The 21,617-nt window shown below is 73.1% G+C and carries 12 protein-coding genes; 3 read left to right on the top strand and 9 right to left on the bottom strand.

Translation table 11 applies throughout. From position 1 onward, the window contains the following. Nucleotides 1–14 precede the first annotated feature (14 nt). Both ACFYW1_RS37160 and ACFYW1_RS37155 read right to left on the bottom strand, forming a co-directional pair. Complete coding sequence (locus ACFYW1_RS37160) at nucleotides 15–1,799, bottom strand: acyl-CoA dehydrogenase (protein ID WP_389003922.1); 1,785 nt, start codon at nucleotides 1,797–1,799, stop codon at nucleotides 15–17. Continuing rightward, on the bottom strand, nucleotides 1,778–3,619 hold the full coding sequence (locus ACFYW1_RS37155) for a fatty acyl-AMP ligase (RefSeq protein ID WP_389003919.1): 1,842 nt from the start codon (nucleotides 3,617–3,619) through the stop codon (nucleotides 1,778–1,780). Before ACFYW1_RS37155 ends, ACFYW1_RS37160 begins: the two co-directional genes overlap by 22 nt. Nucleotides 3,620–4,012: 393 nt before the next feature. On the opposite strand from ACFYW1_RS37155, the gene ACFYW1_RS37150 reads away from it, so the two are divergent. Further along, nucleotides 4,013–6,685: a BTAD domain-containing putative transcriptional regulator gene (locus ACFYW1_RS37150; RefSeq protein WP_389003916.1), complete on the top strand. Its 2,673-nt coding sequence runs from the start codon at nucleotides 4,013–4,015 to the stop codon at nucleotides 6,683–6,685. A 185-nt stretch (nucleotides 6,686–6,870) separates the two neighbouring features. Continuing rightward, entirely contained in the window at nucleotides 6,871–7,035 is a 165-nt protein-coding gene (locus tag ACFYW1_RS37145) for a hypothetical protein (RefSeq protein WP_389003913.1), read from the top strand. Nucleotides 7,036–7,089: 54 nt separating this feature from the next. Here ACFYW1_RS37145 and ACFYW1_RS37140 read toward each other — a convergent pair whose 3' ends face one another. From ACFYW1_RS37140 to ACFYW1_RS37130, 3 genes are all read right to left on the bottom strand, one after another. Continuing rightward, entirely contained in the window at nucleotides 7,090–7,218 is a 129-nt protein-coding gene (locus tag ACFYW1_RS37140) for a hypothetical protein (protein ID WP_389003910.1), read from the bottom strand. Between the two features lie 4 nt (nucleotides 7,219–7,222). Then, complete coding sequence (locus tag ACFYW1_RS37135; RefSeq protein ID WP_389003907.1) at nucleotides 7,223–7,660, bottom strand: hypothetical protein; 438 nt, start codon at nucleotides 7,658–7,660, stop codon at nucleotides 7,223–7,225. 153 nt (nucleotides 7,661–7,813) lie between these two features. Continuing rightward, complete coding sequence (locus tag ACFYW1_RS37130) at nucleotides 7,814–9,007, bottom strand: MFS transporter (protein WP_389003904.1); 1,194 nt, start codon at nucleotides 9,005–9,007, stop codon at nucleotides 7,814–7,816. A 38-nt stretch (nucleotides 9,008–9,045) separates the two neighbouring features. Between ACFYW1_RS37130 and ACFYW1_RS37125 the strand changes: the two genes are divergently transcribed. Further along, complete coding sequence (locus ACFYW1_RS37125; protein WP_389003901.1) at nucleotides 9,046–9,642, top strand: CGNR zinc finger domain-containing protein; 597 nt, start codon at nucleotides 9,046–9,048, stop codon at nucleotides 9,640–9,642. Between the two features lie 78 nt (nucleotides 9,643–9,720). Here ACFYW1_RS37125 and ACFYW1_RS37120 read toward each other — a convergent pair whose 3' ends face one another. From ACFYW1_RS37120 to ACFYW1_RS37105, 4 genes are all read right to left on the bottom strand, one after another. Further along, complete coding sequence (locus tag ACFYW1_RS37120) at nucleotides 9,721–10,269, bottom strand: hypothetical protein (RefSeq protein WP_389003899.1); 549 nt, start codon at nucleotides 10,267–10,269, stop codon at nucleotides 9,721–9,723. A 103-nt stretch (nucleotides 10,270–10,372) separates the two neighbouring features. Then, nucleotides 10,373–11,212: an alpha/beta fold hydrolase gene (locus ACFYW1_RS37115; RefSeq protein ID WP_389003896.1), complete on the bottom strand. Its 840-nt coding sequence runs from the start codon at nucleotides 11,210–11,212 to the stop codon at nucleotides 10,373–10,375. Then, nucleotides 11,206–12,237 (bottom strand): ketoacyl-ACP synthase III family protein, encoded by a 1,032-nt coding sequence (locus ACFYW1_RS37110; RefSeq protein WP_389003893.1) that lies wholly within the window; start codon nucleotides 12,235–12,237, stop codon nucleotides 11,206–11,208. Before ACFYW1_RS37110 ends, ACFYW1_RS37115 begins: the two co-directional genes overlap by 7 nt. A gap of 105 nt (nucleotides 12,238–12,342) precedes the next feature. Beyond that, on the bottom strand, nucleotides 12,343–21,603 hold the full coding sequence (locus tag ACFYW1_RS37105) for an SDR family NAD(P)-dependent oxidoreductase (protein WP_389003890.1): 9,261 nt from the start codon (nucleotides 21,601–21,603) through the stop codon (nucleotides 12,343–12,345). Between the last annotated feature and the right edge of the window lie 14 nt (nucleotides 21,604–21,617).

Below are 21,617 nucleotides of genomic sequence, written 5' to 3'. Positions count from 1 at the left end.
GCCGCCGTCGGCGGTCAGCCGGGTAGCGGGGTGTTGTACAGGTCGTAGCTGCGGCGGTCGCCGAACCTGGCCAGTACCTCCTGGTGGACGCGGGCCATGCACTCGGCGGGCAGGTCCACGGCGGGGGAGCCGAGCCTGCGGGCGATGCGGTGCAGTGCCGCGGTCGCCCAGGCGGGGTCGGCGAGGAAGGGGTCCGTGCCGTCGTGGGCGTGCCGCCACACGCCGAGTACGGCCGCGGCGGCGAGCACCAGGACGTACCGGTCGGTCAGGGCGAACCACGCGGGCCGCACCGGGGTGTGCTCGTCCACGGACGGCAGGGCCAGGACTCGGGTGCGCAGGTCGCGCAGTTCGTCGACCATCTGCTCGGCCAGGGCCCGCAGTGCGCGTTCGACGGGGTTGCGGCCGGTCAGTCCCGCGGCCGTCGCGACGAGGGAGGCGCTGAGGCTGTCCCGGCCGCCGGCGAGTGCGAGGCGCGGGTAGGAGAACGGGGCCATCGGGGCGCCGGGGCGGAACAGGGCGGGGTGGGCGGGTTCCCCGGTGAACCAGTCGCGGGCGAGCCGTTGGAGCTGCGGGATGATCGTCGTCTGGCAGGCGACGGTCCCGGCGTGGCCGAGGCTGACGACCGGCACGTCCCGGATGTGCTTCTGGAAGACGCCGATCGTGCCGCCGCGGGTGTAGAGCTGGGAGCCGAGCACGGTCGCCAGGTCGTACATCGTCTCGCTCAGGACGCGCGGCAGCAGGGCCTTGATGGCGGCGGAGTAGACGCTGGTCTCGGCCGGGCACAGGTGCAGGGCCCGGGTGGCGACGACGGCGAGGCAGTCGTAGAACAGCAGGTTCACGAAGGCGTTGGCGAGGGTGGCCGCCGTGTGCTCGGGGTCCACGGGCGAGAGCCCGCCGTCGCCGGGGCCCTGCATGCGGTCGACGAGCACGGCGGTGCGCAGGCTGGTGTCGACGGACGCTGCCACCAGCGCGGCGGTGAGGGTGCGGCTCATCTGGAAGGACCGCAGGGCGGTGGGGACCCCGCTGCCGGCCGGTCCGAGCAGGGCCTGCGCGGGGACCGGGCAGTCGTCGAACTCCATGCCGTCCAGCCGGCATCCGCGCAGTCCGACGGAGGGGCGGCGGGCCCTGACGCGGTACCGGTCGGCGGGCAGGGTGTGCGGGTCGAGCAGCAGCGCCGAGTGGCTCCGGCTGCCGACGCGTTCGTCGGTGCGGCAGAACAGCACCAGGGCGTCGGCGCGGCGGCCGTTGTTGACGATGGTCTTGGCGCCGGTGACGTGCAGCCGGCCGTCCTTGGGCGTCGCGCGGACCTGGCTGCGCACGAAGTCGTTGGTGTGGGCGGTCTCGTGCTGGGCGATGGCGGCCTTGGCGCGGGAGCGCAGCAGCCCGGCCAGCCAGGCGCGCTGATCCGTGCTGCCGGTCATCCACACGTCGGAGGCGGCCATGAAGGTGCTCATGCCGTACCCCATGCCGAGGGCCACGTCGCGGCGGAAGACCGGCCGCATCACGCGCAGCAGCGTCTCCGCGGAGTCGAACCGGCCGCCCAGTTCGCGCGGTACGTACTCCAGGTGCATGCCGAAGTCGTCGAGCAGGTCCTCGGCGTCGGCGGACAGCACGGCGCGCCGGTCGGCGGAGAGCAGGGCGGCGAAACCGACCGGGTTGCCGCGGGCCGCCGGGTCGCCGAGGAGTTCCTCCAGTTCGGCCGCCCGGTCGGGGAGCGTCGCCGGGCCGCCGGGCCGGAGGGCGGGGGCGGGCATCCGCGGCGGTGCGGCGACGCCGCTCACCACGAGGTGTCCCGCCACCGTGCGCCGGTGGTGACCGGCAGCGGGCCGTCGGCGTCCGGGCGCGGCTGGAGGAGGGCCCGGACCTCCGGGTCGAGGACCTCGTACAGCGCGGACAGCTGTCCTTCCAGGAAGAGCCTGCGCATCAGGGTGCGCTGGACCTTGCCGCTGGTGGTGCGGCGCAGGGTGCCGGGGCGCACCAGTACGACGTTGGCCGCGGGGACGTCGAAGTCCCGGCCGATCAGGGCCTGTACCCGGCAGGCGAGGTCCTGGAGCCGTTCCCGGTCGGCGTGGGGGGCGCGCACCTCCTGGACGACGACGAGCTGTTCGCGGTCGGCGCCCACCGTGAACACGGCGCCGTGGCCCGCGCCGAGTGCGGGGCTCGCCTCGCGCACCGCCCACTCGATGTCCTGCGGGTAGATGTTGCGGCCGTTGAGGATGATGACTTCCTTGAGGCGTCCGGTGACGTACAGTTCGCCGCCGTCGAGCACGCCGAGGTCGCCGGTGCGCAGGTAGCCGCCGTCGCCCCCGGCGAGGGTGGCGTGGAAGGTCTCGGCGGTCTCCAGGGGCTTGCGCCAGTAGCCCTGCGTCACGCTGTCGCCGCGCAGCCAGATCTCGCCGACGTGTCCGGCGGGCAGTTCGCCGCCGCCGACGGGGTCGACGATGCGGAGGTCGAAGTCGTCGGCGGTGCCGCTGCTGACCAGGGTGCGGGCGCCGTGGCCGGTGACGGGGGCGCGCAGGGTGTCGTGTTCGAGGCCGGGTCCGTCGACGGTGAGCCGGCCGTAGGGGCGGCCGGGGGCGCCGCCCGAGACCATGAGGGTGGCCTCGGCGAGGCCGTAGGCCGGGTACACGGTGTCCGCCCGCAGGCCGGCCGCGCCGAAGCGGGCGGCGAATGCCTCCAGGGTCCGGGCCCGTACCGGCTCGGCGCCGTTGAGGGCCAGTCGCCAGTGCGTCAGGTCGAGATCGGCGAGCTGTTCTTCGGTGACCCGGCGCAGGCACAGGTCGTAGCAGAAGTTGGGACCGCCGCCGATCGTCACCCCGTGCTGTTCGATCATCTTCAGCCAGCGGACGGGGCGTTTGACGAAGGCGGTCGAGGACATCTGCACGGAGGCGCTGCCCAGCCACAGGGGGTGCAACAGATGGGCGATGAGGCCCATGTCGTGGTAGTGGGGCAGCCAGCTGCCGAACCGGTCGGCGGGGGTGGTGCGCAGGGCGCGGTGGATGGTCGCCTGGTTGGCGAGGAGGTTGCGGTGACTGACCATGACGCCGCGCGGCTTCGAGGTGGAGCCGGAGGTGTACTGGAGGAACGCCAGGTCGTCGGGGCCGGTCAGCGGGGCCTTCCAGTCGTCCGGGTCGGTCCCGTCGTCGATGTCGGAGGCGAGGCAGACGACGTCTCCGCGGCCGGCGGTGGCGAGCCACAGCGACACCTCGGGGGCGTTGGCCGTGTCGGTGAGGACGAGTTGCGCGCCGGTGTCCTTGATGATGCCGGTCACGCGTTGCAGGCGCTCGCCCCGGTCGCCGGGCAGTGGGGCGGGTACGGCGATCGCCCCGGCGTACAGGCAGCCGATGAACGCCTCGATGAAGTCCGGGCCGGGCGGGTGGAGCAGCAGGACGGGCTGGCCCGCGGCGCCGCGCTCGCGCAGCCGGACCGCCAGGGTCCGGGCGGCGCGGTCGAGCGCGGCGTAGGTGAGGTGCTCCGCGGTGGTGCCGGTGCCGGAGTCCCGCAGGAATATGTGGGCGTCGTCGTGGGCCAGGGTCCGCGCCCGGTCGAGCATCAGCTGGGTGAACGTGCCGTGCCCGATGTCGTCTCGTGTGGTGTCGGCGGTGTTGTTGCCGGTCATTCTCGACCCCCTCGTGGTGCGCTCGGGACCGGGGCGGAAGGTGTGGTGTCCGCTCAGGCCAGGGCGTGCGCATGCTCGTCGCAGGGGCTAAAGCAGGGCTTGCAGATCCCGTGTGCGGTGCCGGGCGGGGTCGGGGCGGTGTCCGGCGGATTTAGGGGGGAGCCTGTCCAGAAGCAGGGGTGTCTCCCCGCCTATCGTGGGGCGCCGAGGACAGGGGGCCGCATGCGATTCAGGATTCTCGGACCGTTGGAAGTGCGTGCCCCGCAGGGGGCCGCCGGAACCGCGGGGGCCGCAGGGGCTGCGGGGACTGCCGGAACCGCGGGGGCTGCGGGGGCTGCGGGGGCTGCGGGGGCTGCGGGGGATCTGACGCCGCGTGCGGCGAAGATCCGGGTCGTGCTCGCCACGCTGCTGGTGCGGGCCAACGAGATCGTCTCGGTGGACGGCCTGATCGACGAGCTGTGGGGGGAGAACCCGCCCCGTACGGCGACGACGACGCTTCAGGTGTACGTCTCGCAGCTGCGCAAGCTGTTGCACGAGGCGGACGCCGAGTTCGGCCGGGACGCGCTGGTGACCCGGCCGCCGGGTTACGAACTGCGGATCGACCCGGCCCAGTTGGACCTGACGGTCTTCGAGGAGCTGCACGGCCGGGGCCGGGAGGTGATGGAGCAGCAGGACTACCGGGCCGCGGCCGATCTCCAGCGTCAGGCGCTGGGGCTGTGGCGCGGACCTCTGCTGTCGGACACCCCGCACGGCCCGCTCCTGGACGCGACGGCGGTGCGGCTGGCGGAGGTGCGCACGGCGGCGCTGGAGCAGTGCATCCGGGCCGAGCTGCATCTGGGGCGCCATCGCGAGCTGATCGGCGAGTTGCAGTCGGTGGTCGCGGAGCTGCCGTTGCGGGAGGAGTTCCACGCGCACCTGATGGTGGCGTTGTACCGGTCGGGGCGGCAGGCGGACGCGTTGCAGGTCTTCGGGCGGCTGCGCCGGGGACTGGTGGACGAGTTGGCCATAGAGCCGGGCCGTTCGCTCCAGGCATTGCACCAGCGGATCCTGGTGGGCGACCCCGCGCTGCTCAAGCCGACGACGCGGGCCGGGCATGCGACGGCTTCGGGACACGCGCCGGGCTCCGGACACGCCACGGACCCCGGACGCGCACCGGGTTCCGGGCACACTTCGGGCCCCGTCGGGCACGTGCCGGATGCCGGACACGTGCCGGGTGCCGGGCCCGATCCGGGGTCCGGGCACGCGCGGGCCGCCGGTCCGGGGCCCGCCTCCGTGTCGGCGGCGCCCCGGCCGCACGCGCCGTCCGACGGCTCGGCGGTGGCGCAACTGCCGTCGCACGACGAGCTGTTCACGGGGCGCGAGGAGGAGTTGGCGGCGCTGCGGGACGTGCTGGGGGCACCCGGCGGAAGGCTCGTGATCGTCACCGGTGCGGCGGGGGTCGGCAAGACCGCCCTGGCGCTGACGGTCGCGCACCGCACGGGGGACCTGTTCGACGTGCCGGTCTTCGTGCGGCTGCGGCCCGACGGGCGCGGCCCGCTGGATGCCGTCGACGTACTGGCCGGGGTGCTGCGCCGGTACGGGGTCCGGGGGCCGCTGCCGGGGCGGGTCGACGAACTGCGCGACCTGCTGACGGAGTCGACGGACGGGCGGCGGGTGCTGCTGGTCCTGGACGACGTGGCCGATGCCGAGCAGGTGCGGCCGGTGCGGTCGGCGGTGCCGGACTGCACGGTGCTGGTCACCTGCCGGCGGGTGCCCGACGGGCTCGCCGGGCGGGTGGTCCGGCTCGACGTGCCGACGGCGCGGGAGGCGCGCCGGCTGTTCGCGGCGGCGGCCGGGGAGCCGACGGATGTCGCGGAGGGTGCGGAGTGCGCCGGTGTCGTGGAGTCGTGCGACCGGCTGCCGTTGGCGTTGCGGGCGGCGGCGGACGCGCTGACCGGCCGGTCGCGGCTGCCGCTCGGCGGCCTCGCGGCCCGGCTGCGCGACGAACGCACCCGGCTCGCGGAGCTGGAGGCGGCGAGCCCCGGGTTCCGTGCCCGGCTGGGCGCCGCCCTGGACGGGGTCGGTGCCGCCGAGCTGCGGGCGTTCCGGCTGTTCGGGCTGTTGCCCGCAGGCCCTTTCGCACCGGACGCCGCGGCGGCGGTGCTGGACACGGACGTGGCGACGGCACGTGCGACGACCGACTCGCTGGTGCGTGCGCGGTTGCTGGGCGCGGAGCTGCCGTCCGCGGGGCGCCCGGAGCATCACCACATGCCGGAGCTGTTGCGGCTGCTGGCCCGGGAGCGGCTCGGCGCGGAGGAGGACCCCGAGGCGGTCCGGGCGGCGCTGGCCCGGTTGTGCGGGGCGTTCGCGAGGGCGGTGGAGGAAGCGGGGCCGTCCGGGGCCACGACGGTCGACGGGGTGCATCCGCTGGAGTGGTTCCGGCTGCGGCTGCCCGCGCTGATGGCCGTGGTCCGGCAGGCGCACGCGGCCCGGCTGTGGGCGCAGTGCCTGCGGCTGGTGGACGGCATGACGGGTTTCCTGGAGGTGCTGGGGGCCTGGGAGGAGCGGGACGCGTGCCAGGGGCCGGCCCTGGAGGCGGCGCAGCACCTGGGTGATCTGACGGCGCAGGCCCGGCTGCTGCGGTCGCTGGGCGACCTCGCCTGGCAGCGGCGCCGCCTGGACACGGCCGGGGAGTTGTACGAGCGCGCCCTGATGGCGGCCGATGTGGCGGGGGCGGAGATCGAGCGCTGCCGGGCCCTGACCGGTCTCGCGGGTCTGCGTCTCGACGCCGGGGCGACGGACGCGGCCGCCGCGCTGGTGCCGCCCGCGCTGGACTGCGCGGCGCAGGACGCGCGCACCGGGTTCGAGGCCCATCGGGTACTGGGGCTGCTGGCCCTGGAGTCCGGTGAACGGGGCGCGGCGCGGGGGCACTTCACCACGTGCCTGACGTACGCCGCGGCCATGGCCGACGCCCGGCTGGAGTCCTACGCCCGCCGTCGGCTGGACGAGCTCGGCTCCGGAGGGCCGACGCGCCCCGGCTGGTCGGAGGTGCAGCCCGGCGTCTGGAGGTTGTGCACGGCGGCGTAGGACGGCCCTTCCCGCGCGGGGCGGTTTTCCGCATCGCGCGCGTGGGGCGGTTCGCTCCAGCCGCTCGCGCGGGGCGGCTTCCCGCAGCGTTCACACATGCCTGCCTTTAGCCGGGGCCGGATGGTTGCGGCGACCGGCCACGTGGGCCGGTCGGTGCTGTCCTTCCCCACCGCGCAGGAGGTTCCATGTCCGATCCGGCCGAACGGCCCGCCGACGGCGTCGAGTCCGTCGGGTACATCAGTGGTGCAGGCAGGGCGGATGCCACCGCTCCCCTTCTGCGGAGCGCGGTGCCGGCCGATCTGGAGCAGATCATCGCCGACATCGGCGACGGACCGGCCCCGCGCACCTGACGCGGGGCCCCGGGGTGCCGCCCGTGACGGCGCGGGCGGCACCCCGCCCCGGTATCAGCCCTGTTGCAGCCGGGAATGCCGGACGCCCTCCGAGGTCTCCGGGATCTCCAGGACCTTCGGGGTCTCCGGCCTCGGGGCCCTGCCCTTGGTGGTCGGCTCCGGAAGCCCTTCGGGGGTTGACATGGGGTCAGGCGGAGGCCGCTTGGAGGAGAGTCTCGGCTGCGATGGTGCGGGCGTAGTTTTCCCAGCTCAGCGAGGTGTGCAGGTCGTTGAGGAGGTGGCCGGTGCCGTGCTCGGCGGCCGTGCGGGCCCGGTGGAGGATGTCTGTGTCCAGGACGGCCCGGATTCGTGCCCAGTAGGGGGCGAGTGCCAGTTCCCAGTAGGTTTCGATTTCCTCTGTGGCCTTGAGCAGGAGGCCCTGTGGGTCGTTGTGCAGGGCTCGCAGCCGACGGCCGAGGGTTCCCTGGTGGCGGGCCAGGTGGTCGAGGTCTTGGCGGACCCGGTCGGCGGGCGCGGCCCGGATCGCGTCCCGCTCTGCCGCCAGGGTGGGGCCGGTCCGGCGGGGGCCGGGGTGAGGAAGTCGGGGACGTAGCCGCCACCGGGCGGGATCAGCTCGCAGAGCCATCCCCGACACCGTCGACCGGGAGCCGTCCATCGCACGCAAGGCGATCGGCTGGTGGCAGCGCCGGGGCTGGATCGAGTGCGGTCCGCAAGGAGAACACCCAGCTGCCCCCCTCGCCTCACCCGGCGCCATCGAGGACCTGGACGGCTGGACGCTTCACCGGCTACGGCACAGCGCCCTGACGCACGACGCGATCGCGGGGCAGCCCGTCAGTGCCGCGAGGGCCGCCACACTCGCTGCGAACGCCAACGCGCCCGGAAGGGACCGGATCACGAGCGGTCCGGCAACGGCTGCGCCCAGGGCGAATCCAGTGATCTTGAGGCTGGCCCCCGTGGTGAAGATCTGGCTCCGCAGGTGTTCGGGGGACTCCCGGTGGCGAACGGCGAACAGGGCGGTCAGCTGGGGCCCCTCCCCGATCCCTGCCATGAGCACGGCCACGATGAGCGCAACCGGCCGACCCCCTGCGGCAAGGGCCAACGCGGCGGCCTGAACGAGAGCACCGGCCCAGATGATCGTGTCGGGGGCGATCGCACACGGAAGCCGGGCGAGTACGGCGTTGGCCGCCAGGGCGGAGACCGCCGCGCAGGAGAGCAGCGCCGCGCCGTGGCCGGCGCCGCCCAGGACGCGTTCGCCCAGGAGCGGGATGCACGCCATCAGCATTCCCTGGGCGACGCAGGAGACGACGGAGGTGATGGTCGCCCGGGCCAATGCCGGTCTTCCGGCGATGACCCGCATTCCGTCGACAAGGTCGCCGATCACCGAAGTCGCCCCGGCCCGCGGCGTCCGATCGGGGCGAGCGGGCAGCCGCCACGCGGCGGGCAGTGCCGAGGTGATGAGCACCGCGGAGATCACCACGGCCGTCGGGGCTCCCAGCGCCTCCGTCACACCACCGGCGAGAGCCGGACCGGCAAGACTCGCCACGCCGAACGTCATGGCGTCGAGCGCGTTCGCCCGCGGCAGGCGGTCGCCCGGCAGCACGCGCGGGAGTTGGGCCGTCCAACCGCCCGAGAGCGCCGGCCCCAGCAACCCTGTCAGCACCGCGATCGAGAGCGTGACGGCGAACGGCAACCGGCCCAGTCCCGCAACGATCGTTCCCAGCCCGGCCGCGTAGAGGACGAGGGCGCCGGCCAGCAGGCGTCCCGGCCGTCCCGCCCTGTCGAGGAGCACCCCCAGCACCGGGCCACCGACCGCGGCGGAGACGGTGATGCCCGCAAGCAGCGACGACGCCTCGAGGGTCGATCCGGTCAGCGCGAATCCTGCCAGCATCAGCGCAGGTCCTGACATCTCGTCCCCGGCACGGGCTGTCACCGTTCCCGCGAGATACAGGCGAAGCGAGTAACGCTTTCTCATGGCCAGCACGTTACGGAGGTAACTCATAACCACACAAGATGCGTTACATTGCATCCGTGTCCCTCAACAGCGACGACTGGTCCACCCGGCACTCCGTACTGACAACGGCCCGGCGGACCGCTGCCCTGGTCAACGCCCTTGCCGACGAGTGCCCCGACCCGGCCGAGGTCGCCGACGTGCTCCGCGCGTACGGCGAGGCCGAACCCATCGACCTCACCACCCACGACATTGCCGGGATGCGTGCGGCAGCCGCATCGCTGCGGCAGGTCTTCGCCGCCGAACACGCCGACGACGCCGCGGCCGCGCTCAACGGCCTCCTGAAGGATCACACCGGACCGCTCCGCCTGACATCACACGGCGGCAACGCCCCCTGGCATCCCCACCTCGACCGAGACGACGACGCCCCCTGGGACGAGTGGCTCCTCGCCTCGTCCTGCATGTCCCTGGCCGTACTCGTCTGGGACCGCCAGCGCCCGCCCGGCAGGATCTGCGCATCACCCAGCTGTCGGAACGCCTTCATCACCCAGGGCGGCGGCCCGGAACGCCGCTACTGCTCCCGCCGATGCGCGACCCGCGAACGAGTCGCAGCCCATCGCCGGTCGCGCTCCGCCGAGCAGCCGGGCGACACCGGATGAGGCACGCCGATCCGGCAGCCGGGCGCGGCGTCGGCCGTGATCGCCTTCGCGGCCGGCGACGCGCCCCGCACGCCGGGTTCAGAAGGGGCTGGGCACCACGTTGTCGTTCTCGTCGTAGAACGTGGTCCGTTCGAGCACGCCCGGTCCGGTGTGGATCAGGTACATCTCCCAGTCCATGCCGCCGGGCGCCCGCTCCCAGTCGATGGCGTACGGCGGAATCCTTCCGTCGGCATCGAAGGGGAACCTCCGCTCGCCCCGGTCGTAGGCCTCGCCACGGTCGTAGGCCTCGCCACGGGCCAGCACGTTGGGGTAGTCCGTCTTGCTCATGTCCTTCAGCCAGATGTGGAACCGGTAATTCGGTGAGTCCAGTCGGCCGATGAGTTCCCGGCGCAGCTCGGAAATGTTCAGGTCCATGAGGTGTTCGTAGTCGTACCGTTCGGCGAACCTCTGGACCCGGCCGCCGAGTCCGAGCGCGAGGTTGCGCTGCTCCCGGGGCATCTGCGGCTCGGACGGCGCGTCGACCGGTTGCACGTCGGTGATGAGGACCTTCGTGCCGTCGAGGACGGCGACGGCTCTGCCGCCGTCGTCGACGGCTTCGTCGAACGCCTTCTCAGATTTGACACACATTCAGGGATTCGACCGCCGAACGTTCGGTTCGAGCCGCCCCGCAGACGGGCAGGGGGCACGACCACCGGGTCGCGCCCCCTGCCCCGTACGGCCGTGTTCGCGTTCAGTGCCCCCTGGCCCGCAGGACCTCGCGCAGGCGGGACGCGAACGCCGTGGGGTGGGTCTTGAGCCCGACGTGTCCGCCGGGGAACTCCTCGACCGGGAGGCCGATCCGGTCGGCGAGGCCGTGCGTGCACCGGTAGGACCAGTTGCGCTCGGAGGCGGTGCCGGTGGCGAGCACGAGGCGGCCCCTCTCGGCCCGTACGACCTCCAGCCCCGGCTCGTCCAGCTGGACGGTGCTGTAGGCGGGCATCTCGTGCGTGATGAAGAAGTCGATGTTGGCCAGCTGCTCCTCGGTCATGGGCGACAGCTGGGCACCCGGCTCGAACTCCAGGTTGCCGTAGTCGATGTCGTTGAACGCCGCCCAGCGGGACATGGCGGCGCCGAACCCCTCCTTCTTGTACGTCTCGTACGCCGTCAGCACGACCTGCCCGGCCTCCGCCCGCTCCTCCTCGGTCAGGAACAGGAACTCGGAGGGTTCGTGCGCCACCAGGGTGTCCACCAGCTGCGGGTGGCGGGCCAGCAGGTGCAGCCCGACCTGGGCCCCCAGGCTGGTGCCGAAGACCAGCGCGGGTTCGTCGGCCAGCGACTTCAGCAGCAGCGCCAGGTCGTCGGCGTGGGTCCGCGGGGTCAGGTCCGGCATCGGGTCGCCCGCGGGGCTGCGCGACATGCCGCGGCGGTCGTAGGTCACCACCGTGTAGGAGTCCGTCAGCCGGTCGACGAGGCCGGGGATGCGCCTGGCGTCCCCTCCGGCGCCGTCCATGGCGAACAGCAGGGGCCCGGTGCCCTGCATCACGTAGTGGAGATCGGTGCCGGGGGCGGGCACCGTGCCGGTTGTCACCATTGCGGAACTTCCTTGATCGTCACGACGCCGGCCGAACTGATCCAGCCGGGGCCTTGGGAGAGCAGCAGGACGTGATCCCCCGGCGCCACCTCACCGGTGCGCGCCAGGTGATCGAGGGAGATGATCAGGTCGGCGGCACCGACGTGACCGACGGTGCGGCCGAAGTCCCAGCTGGAACGGGACATGGGCAACCCCAGCGGGCCCATGATCGAGTACTCGATCATGCGGCCGTCCTGGTTGATGGGGACGACCTTGGCGATGTCGGAGGCGTTCAGGCCGGCGTCGACCAGTGAGCGCTGGACGATCGAGAGGTCGAACTCGCTGATCCGCTCGACCGTTTCGGCGAGCGACATCTCCCGTTCGTTGAACAGCGCGGCCCGTTCGGCGACCGCGACCTCCCGGCCGGACCCGTCCTGCGGCGGCAGCAGTGACTCGTCGCCGCGGTGCCACCGCTCCAGTTCGGGCAGCGTCCCGGAGTTGAGGGACCGGATCTCGGCGAAGCCGCTGTCGCGGGTGACGACGGCCGCGGCCGCACCGTCGGCGAGGATGTACGAGTCGCCGAAGCCGCGCCAGCGGTCGATCAGCGGGGTGGCGAAGTTCTGCCCCGTGGTCAGCAGCGCGGCCTCCACCTCGGCCGCGCCGGTCATCTGGCCGATCACGACGTCGAGCGCCGCCAGCATCCCGTTGCAGCCCTGCCGGATGTGCAGCGAGGGAATGTCCCCGGTGCCGAGTTCCCGCAGGATGTACGCGGGCGGGTAGGAACCGTCGGGGCCCTGGTGGTACACGCCGCTGTGGACGTGGGACTCGATGTCCTCGATGTCGAGTCCGGAGCGCTCCATCGCACGACCGGCCGCGATCACCGCCATCTCCAGCGCGGAGATCCCGTCGGCGATGTGCGTGCCGGTCAGCCCGCTCGCCTTGTACACCTCCTCGTCGTAGCGGCCCTCGGCCACGGCATCCTCGGTGCTCACCCGGTCGGGCAGGTACACCCCGACCGAGTTGATGAACACGCCTTCTGTTCTCACGACCACGTCTCCTTTCCCGTTCGTGGTGGGGGCGGCCTTCCCGGTCGTGACGGGAACGGCTTTCCCCTGCGTGGTGGGGGCGGCCCCGGCCGGGACCGCCCCTCCTCAGCGGCCGAGCAGCTGCTGCTTGATGTGCTGGGCGAGTTCGGTGCCTGTGGGGTGGTCGAACACCACGCCCGGGGGCATCCGCAGTGCGGTGACGCCGTTGAGCGAGTTGCGCAGGGCCAGCGCCGACAGGGAGTCGAAGCCGAGGTCGCGGAACTTGCGGTCCGGGTCGATGGCGCCGGGCGAGCCGTGGCCCAGCGCTGCGGCGGCGTGGTCGAGGACGAGGGCCAGCAGGAGCCGCTCGCGCTCCGCCCCGTCCGCCCCGATCAGCCGCTGCTTGAACGTGGTGCCCCGGCCCGCGTCGTCCTGCTTGACGACGCGGCGGCCCGGGGTGCGGACGAGGCCGCGCCACAGGGACGGCAGGTTCCCGGACGCGGCCTTCGCGGCCAGGCCCTCGAAGTCCGGCCGGGCGATGAGGACGGCCGCGTCGGCCGGCCGGCGCAGTCCGTCGAGCAGCTCCGGGTCCCGTACGTCCGGGGCCACCCCCGCCGAGACGACGGGCACCCCCGCCTCCCGGCGTTCGCGCGCCCACTCGTCCAGGAACGCCCCGACGGCCGCGTCGGCGGCGTGACCCGCCCCGTCCACGGTCCCGGCGGACGAGGACAGCAGGACGAACTCCGGTGCCTCGGCCAGGTCCTCGGTCGCCTCGCGCAGCGCCCGTACGGCCGCCGTCTCCGCGTCCAGCGCCTCGGCCAGCCGCTCCGGCGTCAGCTCGGCGACCGGCGTCTCCCCGCCGGCGCCCGGCGCACCGGCCGCAGGGTCACGGGTACCGGCCACGTGGACCACCGTGCGCAGCGGGCGGTCGGCCGGCAGGTTCCGTACCAGTGCCTTCAACGCCTGCGGGTCGGTGATGTCGCACACGACGGACTCGACGCCGGTGCCCGCTCCGGCCCCGGCCGCGGCCGCGGTGAGTTCGACCGCCAGTTCCTCGGCTTTTGCCGCCGTGCTGCCAGATCCGCAGATCAGCAGGTCGCGCACGCCGTGCCGGGTGACCAGGTGCCGGGCGAGCAGGCCGCCCAGATGTCCCGTTCCCCCGGTGATCAGGGTCGTGCCCGTTGTCACCGGCCCATCCGCTCCGTTCCCGGCAGCGGCGTGCGCCTCCTCCGGCGGACCGGCCTGGACGAGCCTCGGCACCCGGACGGTGCTGCGGCGCAGCGCCACCTGGTCCTCGTCGGTCGCGAGCGCCTTGACCAGGGCGCGCCAGGACGCCTTGCTGCCGTCGGTGTCCACCAGGACGAACCGGCCCGGCGCCTCGTCCTGGGCGGACCGGATCAGCCCCCGGGCGGCGGCCGCGGCGGGGGCGCCGCCCTCGGACGCGGTCGCGCCACGGGTGAGGAGGACCAGCCGGGAAGCGGCGAACCTGTTGTCGGCGAGCCAGGTGCGGGCCCACCGGAACGCGTCCTGCGCGGACCGGCCCACGGCCGCCGCCGTGCCGTCCTCGTCCGGGGCGCCGGTGACCAGGACGACGTCGGGGGACGGGGCGCCCTCGGCCTCGATCCCGGCCGCCAGGGCGTTCAGGTCCGGGTACGCCTCGGCGTAGACGCCCGCGGCCATCAGCCCGGAACGCGCCCTGAACGGGTCCTCGCCCACGACGGCCCAGGTCCTGGGCTCGTACACGGCGCGCGGCATCCGCTTCACCTCGGTCCACCGCACCCGGTACAGGCCGCCGCGCTGCGCGGTCGCGGCCCGCTCGATCCGCTCCGCGGACTCGGGCCGCAGAGCCAGGGCGTCGACGGTGGCCACCGGGGCCCCGCCGTCGTCCGCGACGGCGAGCGACAGGTGCTCGAGGCCCCGGCCCGTGATGCGGACGCGCAGTGCGCGGGCACCGATCGCGTGGAGGGTGACTCCGCGCCAGTGGTGGGGGGAGCTGAGAACCGGGACGACGGACCGCTGGATGCCGGTGCCCTCCTCGGTACCGGTGCTCGGCGAGGAAGCGTGGCTCGGCGAAGCGTCGATGAGCGTCGTGAGTCCGAGTGCCGCGTCCAGCAGGGACGGGTGGATGCCGAATCCGTCCGCTCCCGTCCGGTCCTCCTCGTCGAGGGCGACTTCCGCGTACAGCTCCCCGTCCCGCCGCCAGGCCGCGTGCACCCCGTCGATACCGGTGGTGTCCACTGCGGAGGCGTCGAGCGGCGGCCAGACCTCCAGGTCCCACGACGGCGCTTCGCCCTCGGTGTCGAGCACGGCGTCGGCGTGACCGGTCCACGGGGTGCCGGGGGCGCGGCCCTCCTGGCGGGAGTGGACGGACACGGCGCGCCGGCCCTCCTCGTCGGGTTCCCCCACTTCGACGCGGAGCTGGACGCCGCCCTTCTCGGGTACGACCAGGGGCTCGCGGAGGGTGAGTTCGTCGACCCGCCCGCAGCCGGTCTCGTCGGCGACGTACAGGACGAGGTCGGCGAGGGCCGTGCCGGGCAGCAGTACGGTTCCGGCCACCGCGTGCTCCGCGAGCCACGGGTGCGTGGACCGCGCCAGCCGCCCGGTGAACAGGAGCGACTGCGAGCCGGGCAGTTCGACCGCCGGTCCCAGAATCGGGTGTCCGGCCGGGGCCGTACCCAGATCGGAGACGGCAGCGGTCTCGTTGTGCGCGGAGTTGAGCCAGTACCGGTTGTGCTGGAAGGCGTATGTCGGCAACCCCGCCGGCAGGTGTGCCTCGGGCAGGACCCGTTCCCAGTTGACGTCCACGCCGTGGGCCCAGGCCTGGCCGAGCGAGGTGAGGAAACGCCGCATGCCGCCCTCGTCACGGCGCAAAGACGGCACCGCGGTGACGGTGGGTCCGGTGTCGGCCGCCTCGAAGGTCTCCTGGAGCCCGATCGTCAGCACCGGATGCGCACTGCACTCCACGAACGCGGTGAACCCGTCCGCCAGCAAGGACCGCACCGCGTCCTCGAACTCGACCGTGCCCCGCAGATTGCGGTACCAGTACCCCCCGTCCAGGCCCGCACTGTCGACGACCTCGCCCGTCACCGTCGAATACAGCGGAACGGCCGGGACAAGAGGGGACACCGGGGCCAGGAGGCGGGCGAGTTCCTCCTCGATCGACTCCACGTGCGGAGAATGGGAGGCATAGTCCACCGGAACCCGCCGGCACCGCACCCCCTCCCCCTCCAAAACCGTGACCAGGCCGTCCAGGGCAGTGGAGGAACCCGAGACCACCGTCGAGGAAGGACCGTTGACCGCGGCCACCGCCACCTCACCCGGCCACTCCTCCAGATACGGACGCACCCGGTCCGCACCCAGCGCGACCGACACCATCCCGCCCCGCCCCGCCAGCACCACAATCGCCCGGCTCCGCAACGCCACCACCAGAGCACCGTCATCCAACGACAGCGCCCCCGCCACCACCGCCGCGGCGATCTCGCCCTGCGAGTGACCCACCACCGCGTCCGGCACCACACCGAAGGACTGCCACAGTTCGGCCAGCGACACCATCACCGCCCACAGAGCCGGCTGGACCACGTCCACCCGCTCCAGGAGTCCGGCGCCCTGCTCGGTGAGCAGGACGTTCAGCAGATCCCACTCCACGAACGGCGCCAACGCCCGCGCGCACTCCTCCAACCGCTCCCGGAACACCGCAGAACCCGCATACAGACCCGCGGCCATCCCCACCCACTGCGACCCCTGACCAGGAAAGACGAACACCGTCCGCCCCGATACGGCAGGCCGCGACAGTCCGTCCTCCTCCGCCACCGCCTCCAGACCCCGCAGCAACTCCTCACGGTCCGTGCCGACCACCACCGCCCGGTGGTCGAAGACGGTACGGGCATGCACCAGCGCGGAACCGGCCGCAGCCGGGTCCAGCTCCGGCCGCTCGGCAACGAAACCGGCCAGCCGCGCGGCCTGCTCACGCAACGCCGCACCACTCCGCCCCGACAACACCCACGGCACCGGACCCTCCACGGCAACCGCCTCACCCGCCCCCGCTTCCTCCGCCGGAGCCTGCTCCAGGATGAGGTGGGCGTTCGTGCCGGAAATCCCGAAGGCGGACACGGCCGCGCGGCGCGGCCGGTCCAGCTCCGGCCAGGGCTGCTCCCGCGTCAGCAGCGAGACGGCACCCGACTCCCAGTCCACGTGCGGGGTCGGTTCGTCGACGTGCAGGGTCTGCGGGAGTACGCCCTGCTGCATCGAGACGATCATCTTGATCACCCCGGCGACGCCTGCGGCGGCCATGGTGTGTCCGATGTTGGACTTCAACGAGCCGAGCCACAGGGGCTGTTCGGGCGTGTGCTCCTGACCGTACGTGGCCAGCAACGCCTGCGCCTCGATCGGGTCACCCAGCCTGGTACCCGTACCGTGCGCCTCGACCACATCCACATCCGCACCCGTCAGACCGGCATTCGCCAACGCCTGCCGGATCACCCGCTGCTGCGACGGACCGTTCGGCGCCGTCAGACCATTGGACGCACCGTCCTGGTTGACCGCACTGCCCCGCAGCACCGCCAGCACCTCATGACCATTGCGCCGCGCGTCCGACAACCGCTCCAGGAGCAGGACGCCGACGGCCTCGCCCCAGGCGGTGCCGTCCGCGCCCGCGGCGAACGCCTTGATGCGGCCGTCCGTGGCGAGCCCGCGCTGCCGGCTGAACTCGGTGAAGAACCCAGGTGTCGGCATGACCGAGACCCCGCCCGCCACGGCGAGCGAGCACTCGCCGCCGCGCAGCGCCTGGGCGGCCTGGTGGAGGGCGACCAGCGACGACGAGCACGCCGTGTCGATGGTGATCGCGGGCCCTTCCAGACCGAGGAAGTACGCCAGCCGCCCGGAGAGGACGCTGGTCGTCTTTCCGGTCAGCATCAGGCCGTCGACGCCCTCCGACGCCTCGTGCATGGGCGAGCCGTACTCCTGGAACAGGGCGCCGATGAAGACACCGGCCTGGCTGCCCTCCAGGGAATGCGGACGGATGCCCGCCCTCTCGAACGCCTCCCAGGCGGTCTCCAGGAGCAGCCGCTGCTGCGGGTCCATGGCGAGCGCCTCGCGGGGGCTGATCCCGAAGAACTCCTCGTCGAACCGGGCCGCGTCGTACAGGAAGGAGCCCTTGGTGACGTAGCTCCGGTTCGACCGGTCGGGGTCGGCGTCGTGCAGGGTGTCGAGTTCCCAGCCCCGGTCGGTGGGCAGGTCCGCGACGGTGTCGCGGCCGGAGGTGAGGAGGTCCCAGAGCCCTTCCGGCGTCGATACGTCGCCGGGCAGGCGGCAGCCGAGACCGATGACGACGACGGGGTCGTCGGTCGTGTCCCCGGCGGCCGGAGCCTGGGCCGTCGCCCCGGTGGCGGTGTCCGCGTCGTCGCACAGTTCGCCGCGCAGGTGGGCGACCATCGCCGTGGGGGTCGGATGGTCGAAGACGGCCGTGGCCGACAGCCGCAGCCGGGTCGCCGCGTTGAGCCGGTTGCGCAGTTCGACCGAGGACAGCGAGTCGAAGCCGAGCGTCTTGAACTTGCTGTCGGCTCGGATCGCGTCGGGTGCGGAGTGGCCCAGAACGGCCGCGGCGTGGCCGCGCACCATGTCGAGGAGCGCCTTGTCCAGTTCGGCACCGGAGAGGTGGGCGAACGGGTGCGAGGCGCCGTCGGTGGTGACGCCCGTGGCCACGGCACGACGGGTACGGGTGCGGGTGCGGACGAGTCCGCCGAGTACGGCGGCGAGCGAGCCGGAGTCGGCCTGCGCGCGCAGCCGTGCGACGTCGAGGCGCACGGGTACGAGGGCCGCTTCGGGGGCGGCGATCGCCGCGTCGAAGAGCGCGAGCCCCTCGTCGGTGGCGAGCGGGACCAGTCCGGTACGGGCCATGCGGGCGATGTCCACGTCGTCGAGGTCGCCGGTCAGTCCGCTGCGCTGGTCCCAGAATCCCCAGGCCAGCGAGGTCGCCTCGCGTCCCTCGGCGCGGCGGTGCTGGGCCAGCGCGTCCAGGTGGACGTTCGCGGCGGCGTAGTTGCCCTGGCCCGCGCCGCCGATCGCGCCCATCACGGAGGAGAAGAGGACGAAGGCGGCGAGGTCGAGGTCCCGGGTCAGTTCGTGCAGGTACCAGGCCGCGTCCGCCTTGGGACGCAGCACCGCGTCCACCCGCTGCGGCGTCAGCGCCGTCACCGTACCGTCGTCCAGCACCCCCGCCGTGTGCACCACGGCAGTCAACGGATGCTCCACCGGAACCGACGCCAGCAGCTCCGCCAACGCCCCCCGGTCACCCACATCACACCCCACCACCCGAACCCGGGCACCCAACCCACCCAGCTCCGCAACCAGCTCGGCAACACCCTCCGCCCCCGCACCCCGCCGGCTCACCAACAACAGATGCCGCACCCCGTACGCACGCACCACATGACGCGCGAACAGCACACCCAACGTCCCCGTACCACCGGTGATCAACACCGTCCCCTCGGGGTTCCACATCGGGGGCATGGTGAGGACGATCTTGCCGATGTTCTGTGCCTGGCTCAGGAAGCGGAACGCCTCCGGTGCCCGGCGCACGTCCCAGGTGCGGATCGGCGAGTGCCGCAGCGCACCCCGCTCGAAGAGTTCGACGATCGCGGTGAGCATCCGCCGGAACAGGTCGGGGTCCTCCTGCGCGACCGTCACCAGGTCGAACGCCTGGTACTCGACCCCGGGGTGGGCGGCGGCGACCTCCTTCGGTTCGCGGATGTCGGTCTTGCCCATCTCGATGAAGCGTCCTCCGTGCGGTTGCAGCCGCAGCGAGGCGTCCACGAACTCGCGTGCCAGGCAGTCCAGGACGACGTCCACACCCCGTCCCCCGGTGGCTGCCAGGAACTGCGGTTCGAAGTCCAGCGTCCGGGACGACGCGATGTGGCCGCCGTCGAGACCGGCGGCGCGCAGCGCGTCCCACTTGCCGGGGCTCGCGGTGCCGTACACCTCGGCGCCCAGGTGGCGGGCGAGCTGGAGGGCGGCCAGGCCGACGCCGCCGGCCGCGGCGTGCAGCAGCAGGGTCTCGCCGGGCCGGAGTCCCGCCAGTTCCACCAGTGCGTAGTACGCGGTTCCGTACACGATCGGGATGGCGGCCGCTTCCTCGAACGACCAGTGGTCGGGGATGCGCACGACCAGCCGGTGGTCGACCACGGTGAGCGGTCCGAACGCGTCGGGCAGCATGCCCATGATCCGGTCACCGGCCTTCAGTCCGGTCACCGCCGGGCCGACCTCGGTGATCACGCCGGAGCCCTCGATGCCGAGGGAGCCGTCGCCGGGAAGGAGGCCGAGCGTGAACACGACGTCGCGGAAGTTCAGCCCGGCGGCGCGGACCGCGACGCGGATCTCGCCCGGTCCGAGCGGGGCGGAGGCGGACTCGTTGGCCACCAGGGCCAGGCCCTCCAGCGTGCCCTGCGTGGCCGCGTCGAGGCGCCACGGTGTGCCCGGGGCCGTGACCGGCGGGGTCAGGGTGTCCGCCCGGTTCGCCGCCCGGGTCAGCCGCGGTACGAGGAACTGACCGGTGCGCAGCGCGAGTTGCGGCTCGTCCGAGGCGAGGGCGGCGGGCAGTGCGGTGACGGAGCGCTCGTCGTCGTCCAGGTCGATCAGGGCGAAACGGCCGGGGTTCTCCGTCTGCGCGGTGCGCAGCAGGCCCCAGACCGGCGCGTACGCCGGATCGGCCGGGCCCTCGTCCGGGTCGGTGGTGACCGCGCCGCGTGTCACGACGGTGAGCCGGGCCGTACCGAACCGCTCGTCGGACAGCCATGCCTGGACCGTTTCCAGGGCCCGGTGGGTGGCGGTGTGCGCGGCGCCGATGCCGTACGTGTCGTCGTCCGCGTCCTCGGCGGCGCCGTCCGGGGCCGTGTACAGGAAGACGATCGCGTCGGGGGTCCCGGTACCGTCGCCGGGCAGGCTGTCCGCGAGAGCGGCGAAGTCCGCGTACGGCTCGGCCTGTGTGCGTTCCAGCGCGGAGCCCGAACCGGCGGGGTCCGCTCCGACCTGTACGGGGCGGCGGCCCGTCGCGGGGTTCCCCGCAGGCTCCTGAGCGGCGCCGGAAGCGGTCCACTCCAGTCGGAAGAGCGCCTCGTCGATGCCGTGGGAGCCGCCCTGCCCCAGCTGTGCGGGGTCGACGGGCCGCAGGGCGAGGGAGTCGACGGAGACGACCGGCCGGCCCTCACCGTCGAACAACTCCACGGACACACTGTCGTTGCCCACCGGCACCAGCCGCACCCGAACCGCCACCGCACCCGTCGCGTGCAACCGCACACCCGACCACACGAACGGCAGCCTCGGAGCCACCAGACCCGAACCGTCCCCCGGCAACAACCCCGCATGCAACGCCGCATCCAACAACGCCGGATGCACCCCGAACCCCTCTGCACCACCACACTCCTCCTCACCCAGAACCACCTGGGCAAACACCTCCACACCCCGCCGCCAGACCGCCTCCACCCCCTGGAACACCGGACCGTACTCATACCCCGCCCCCGCCAACTCCCCATACAACCCCGACACATCAACCCGCACCGCACCCACCGGAGGCCACACCCCGACAGGGTCCGATGCCTCGGTGCGCACGCCGTTGCCGAGTTCGCCGGAGGCGTGGCAGGTCCACGAGGAGCCCTCGGTGTCGGGCCTGGAGTGGATGCTCACGGTGCGGCGGCCGTCCTCGCCCGGCTCACCGACCTCGACCCGCAGTTGAACGGCGGCGCCTTCGGCCAGGACGAGGGGCGCCTGGATGGTGAGTTCTTCGAGGGTGTCGCAGCCGGTCCGGTCACCCGCGTGGAGGGCGAGGTCGATGAAGGCGGTGCCGGGCAGCAGGACCGTCCCGGCCACCGCGTGATCGGCGAGCCACGGATGGGTCTGCAGGGACAACCGCCCCGAGAGCACCACACCGTCCGCACCCGCCAGATCCACCACCGCCCCCAGCAACGCATGCCCGGCCGCAACCAGCCCCGCAGCCGAAACATCCCCACCCACCACACCCACCGACTCCAGCCAGTACCGACTGCGCTGGAAGGCGTATGTCGGCAGTCCCGCCGGCAGGTGTGCCTCGGGCAGGACCCGTTCCCAGCCGACGTCCACGCCGTGGGCCCAGGCCTGGCCGAGCGAGGTGAGGAAACGCCGCATGCCGCCCTCGTCACGGCGCAGGGACGGCACCGCGGTGACGGTGGGTCCGGTGTCGGCCGCCTCGAAGGTCTCCTGGAGCCCGATCGTCAGCACCGGATGCGCACTGCACTCCACGAACGCGGTGAACCCGTCCGCCAGCAGGCAGCGGACCGCGTTCTCGAACTCGACCGTGCCCCGCAGATTGCGATACCAGTACCCCCCGTCCAGGCCCGCACTGTCGACGACCTCGCCCGTCACCGTCGAATACAGGG

Origin of the sequence: Streptomyces sp. NPDC002669 (assembly GCF_042889165.1) — a bacterium.
In the GTDB taxonomy this organism is placed as follows: domain Bacteria; phylum Actinomycetota; class Actinomycetes; order Streptomycetales; family Streptomycetaceae; genus Streptomyces.
Note: the sequence above shows the minus strand (reverse complement) of the source record. Positions and strands in the feature narration are given on the sequence as shown.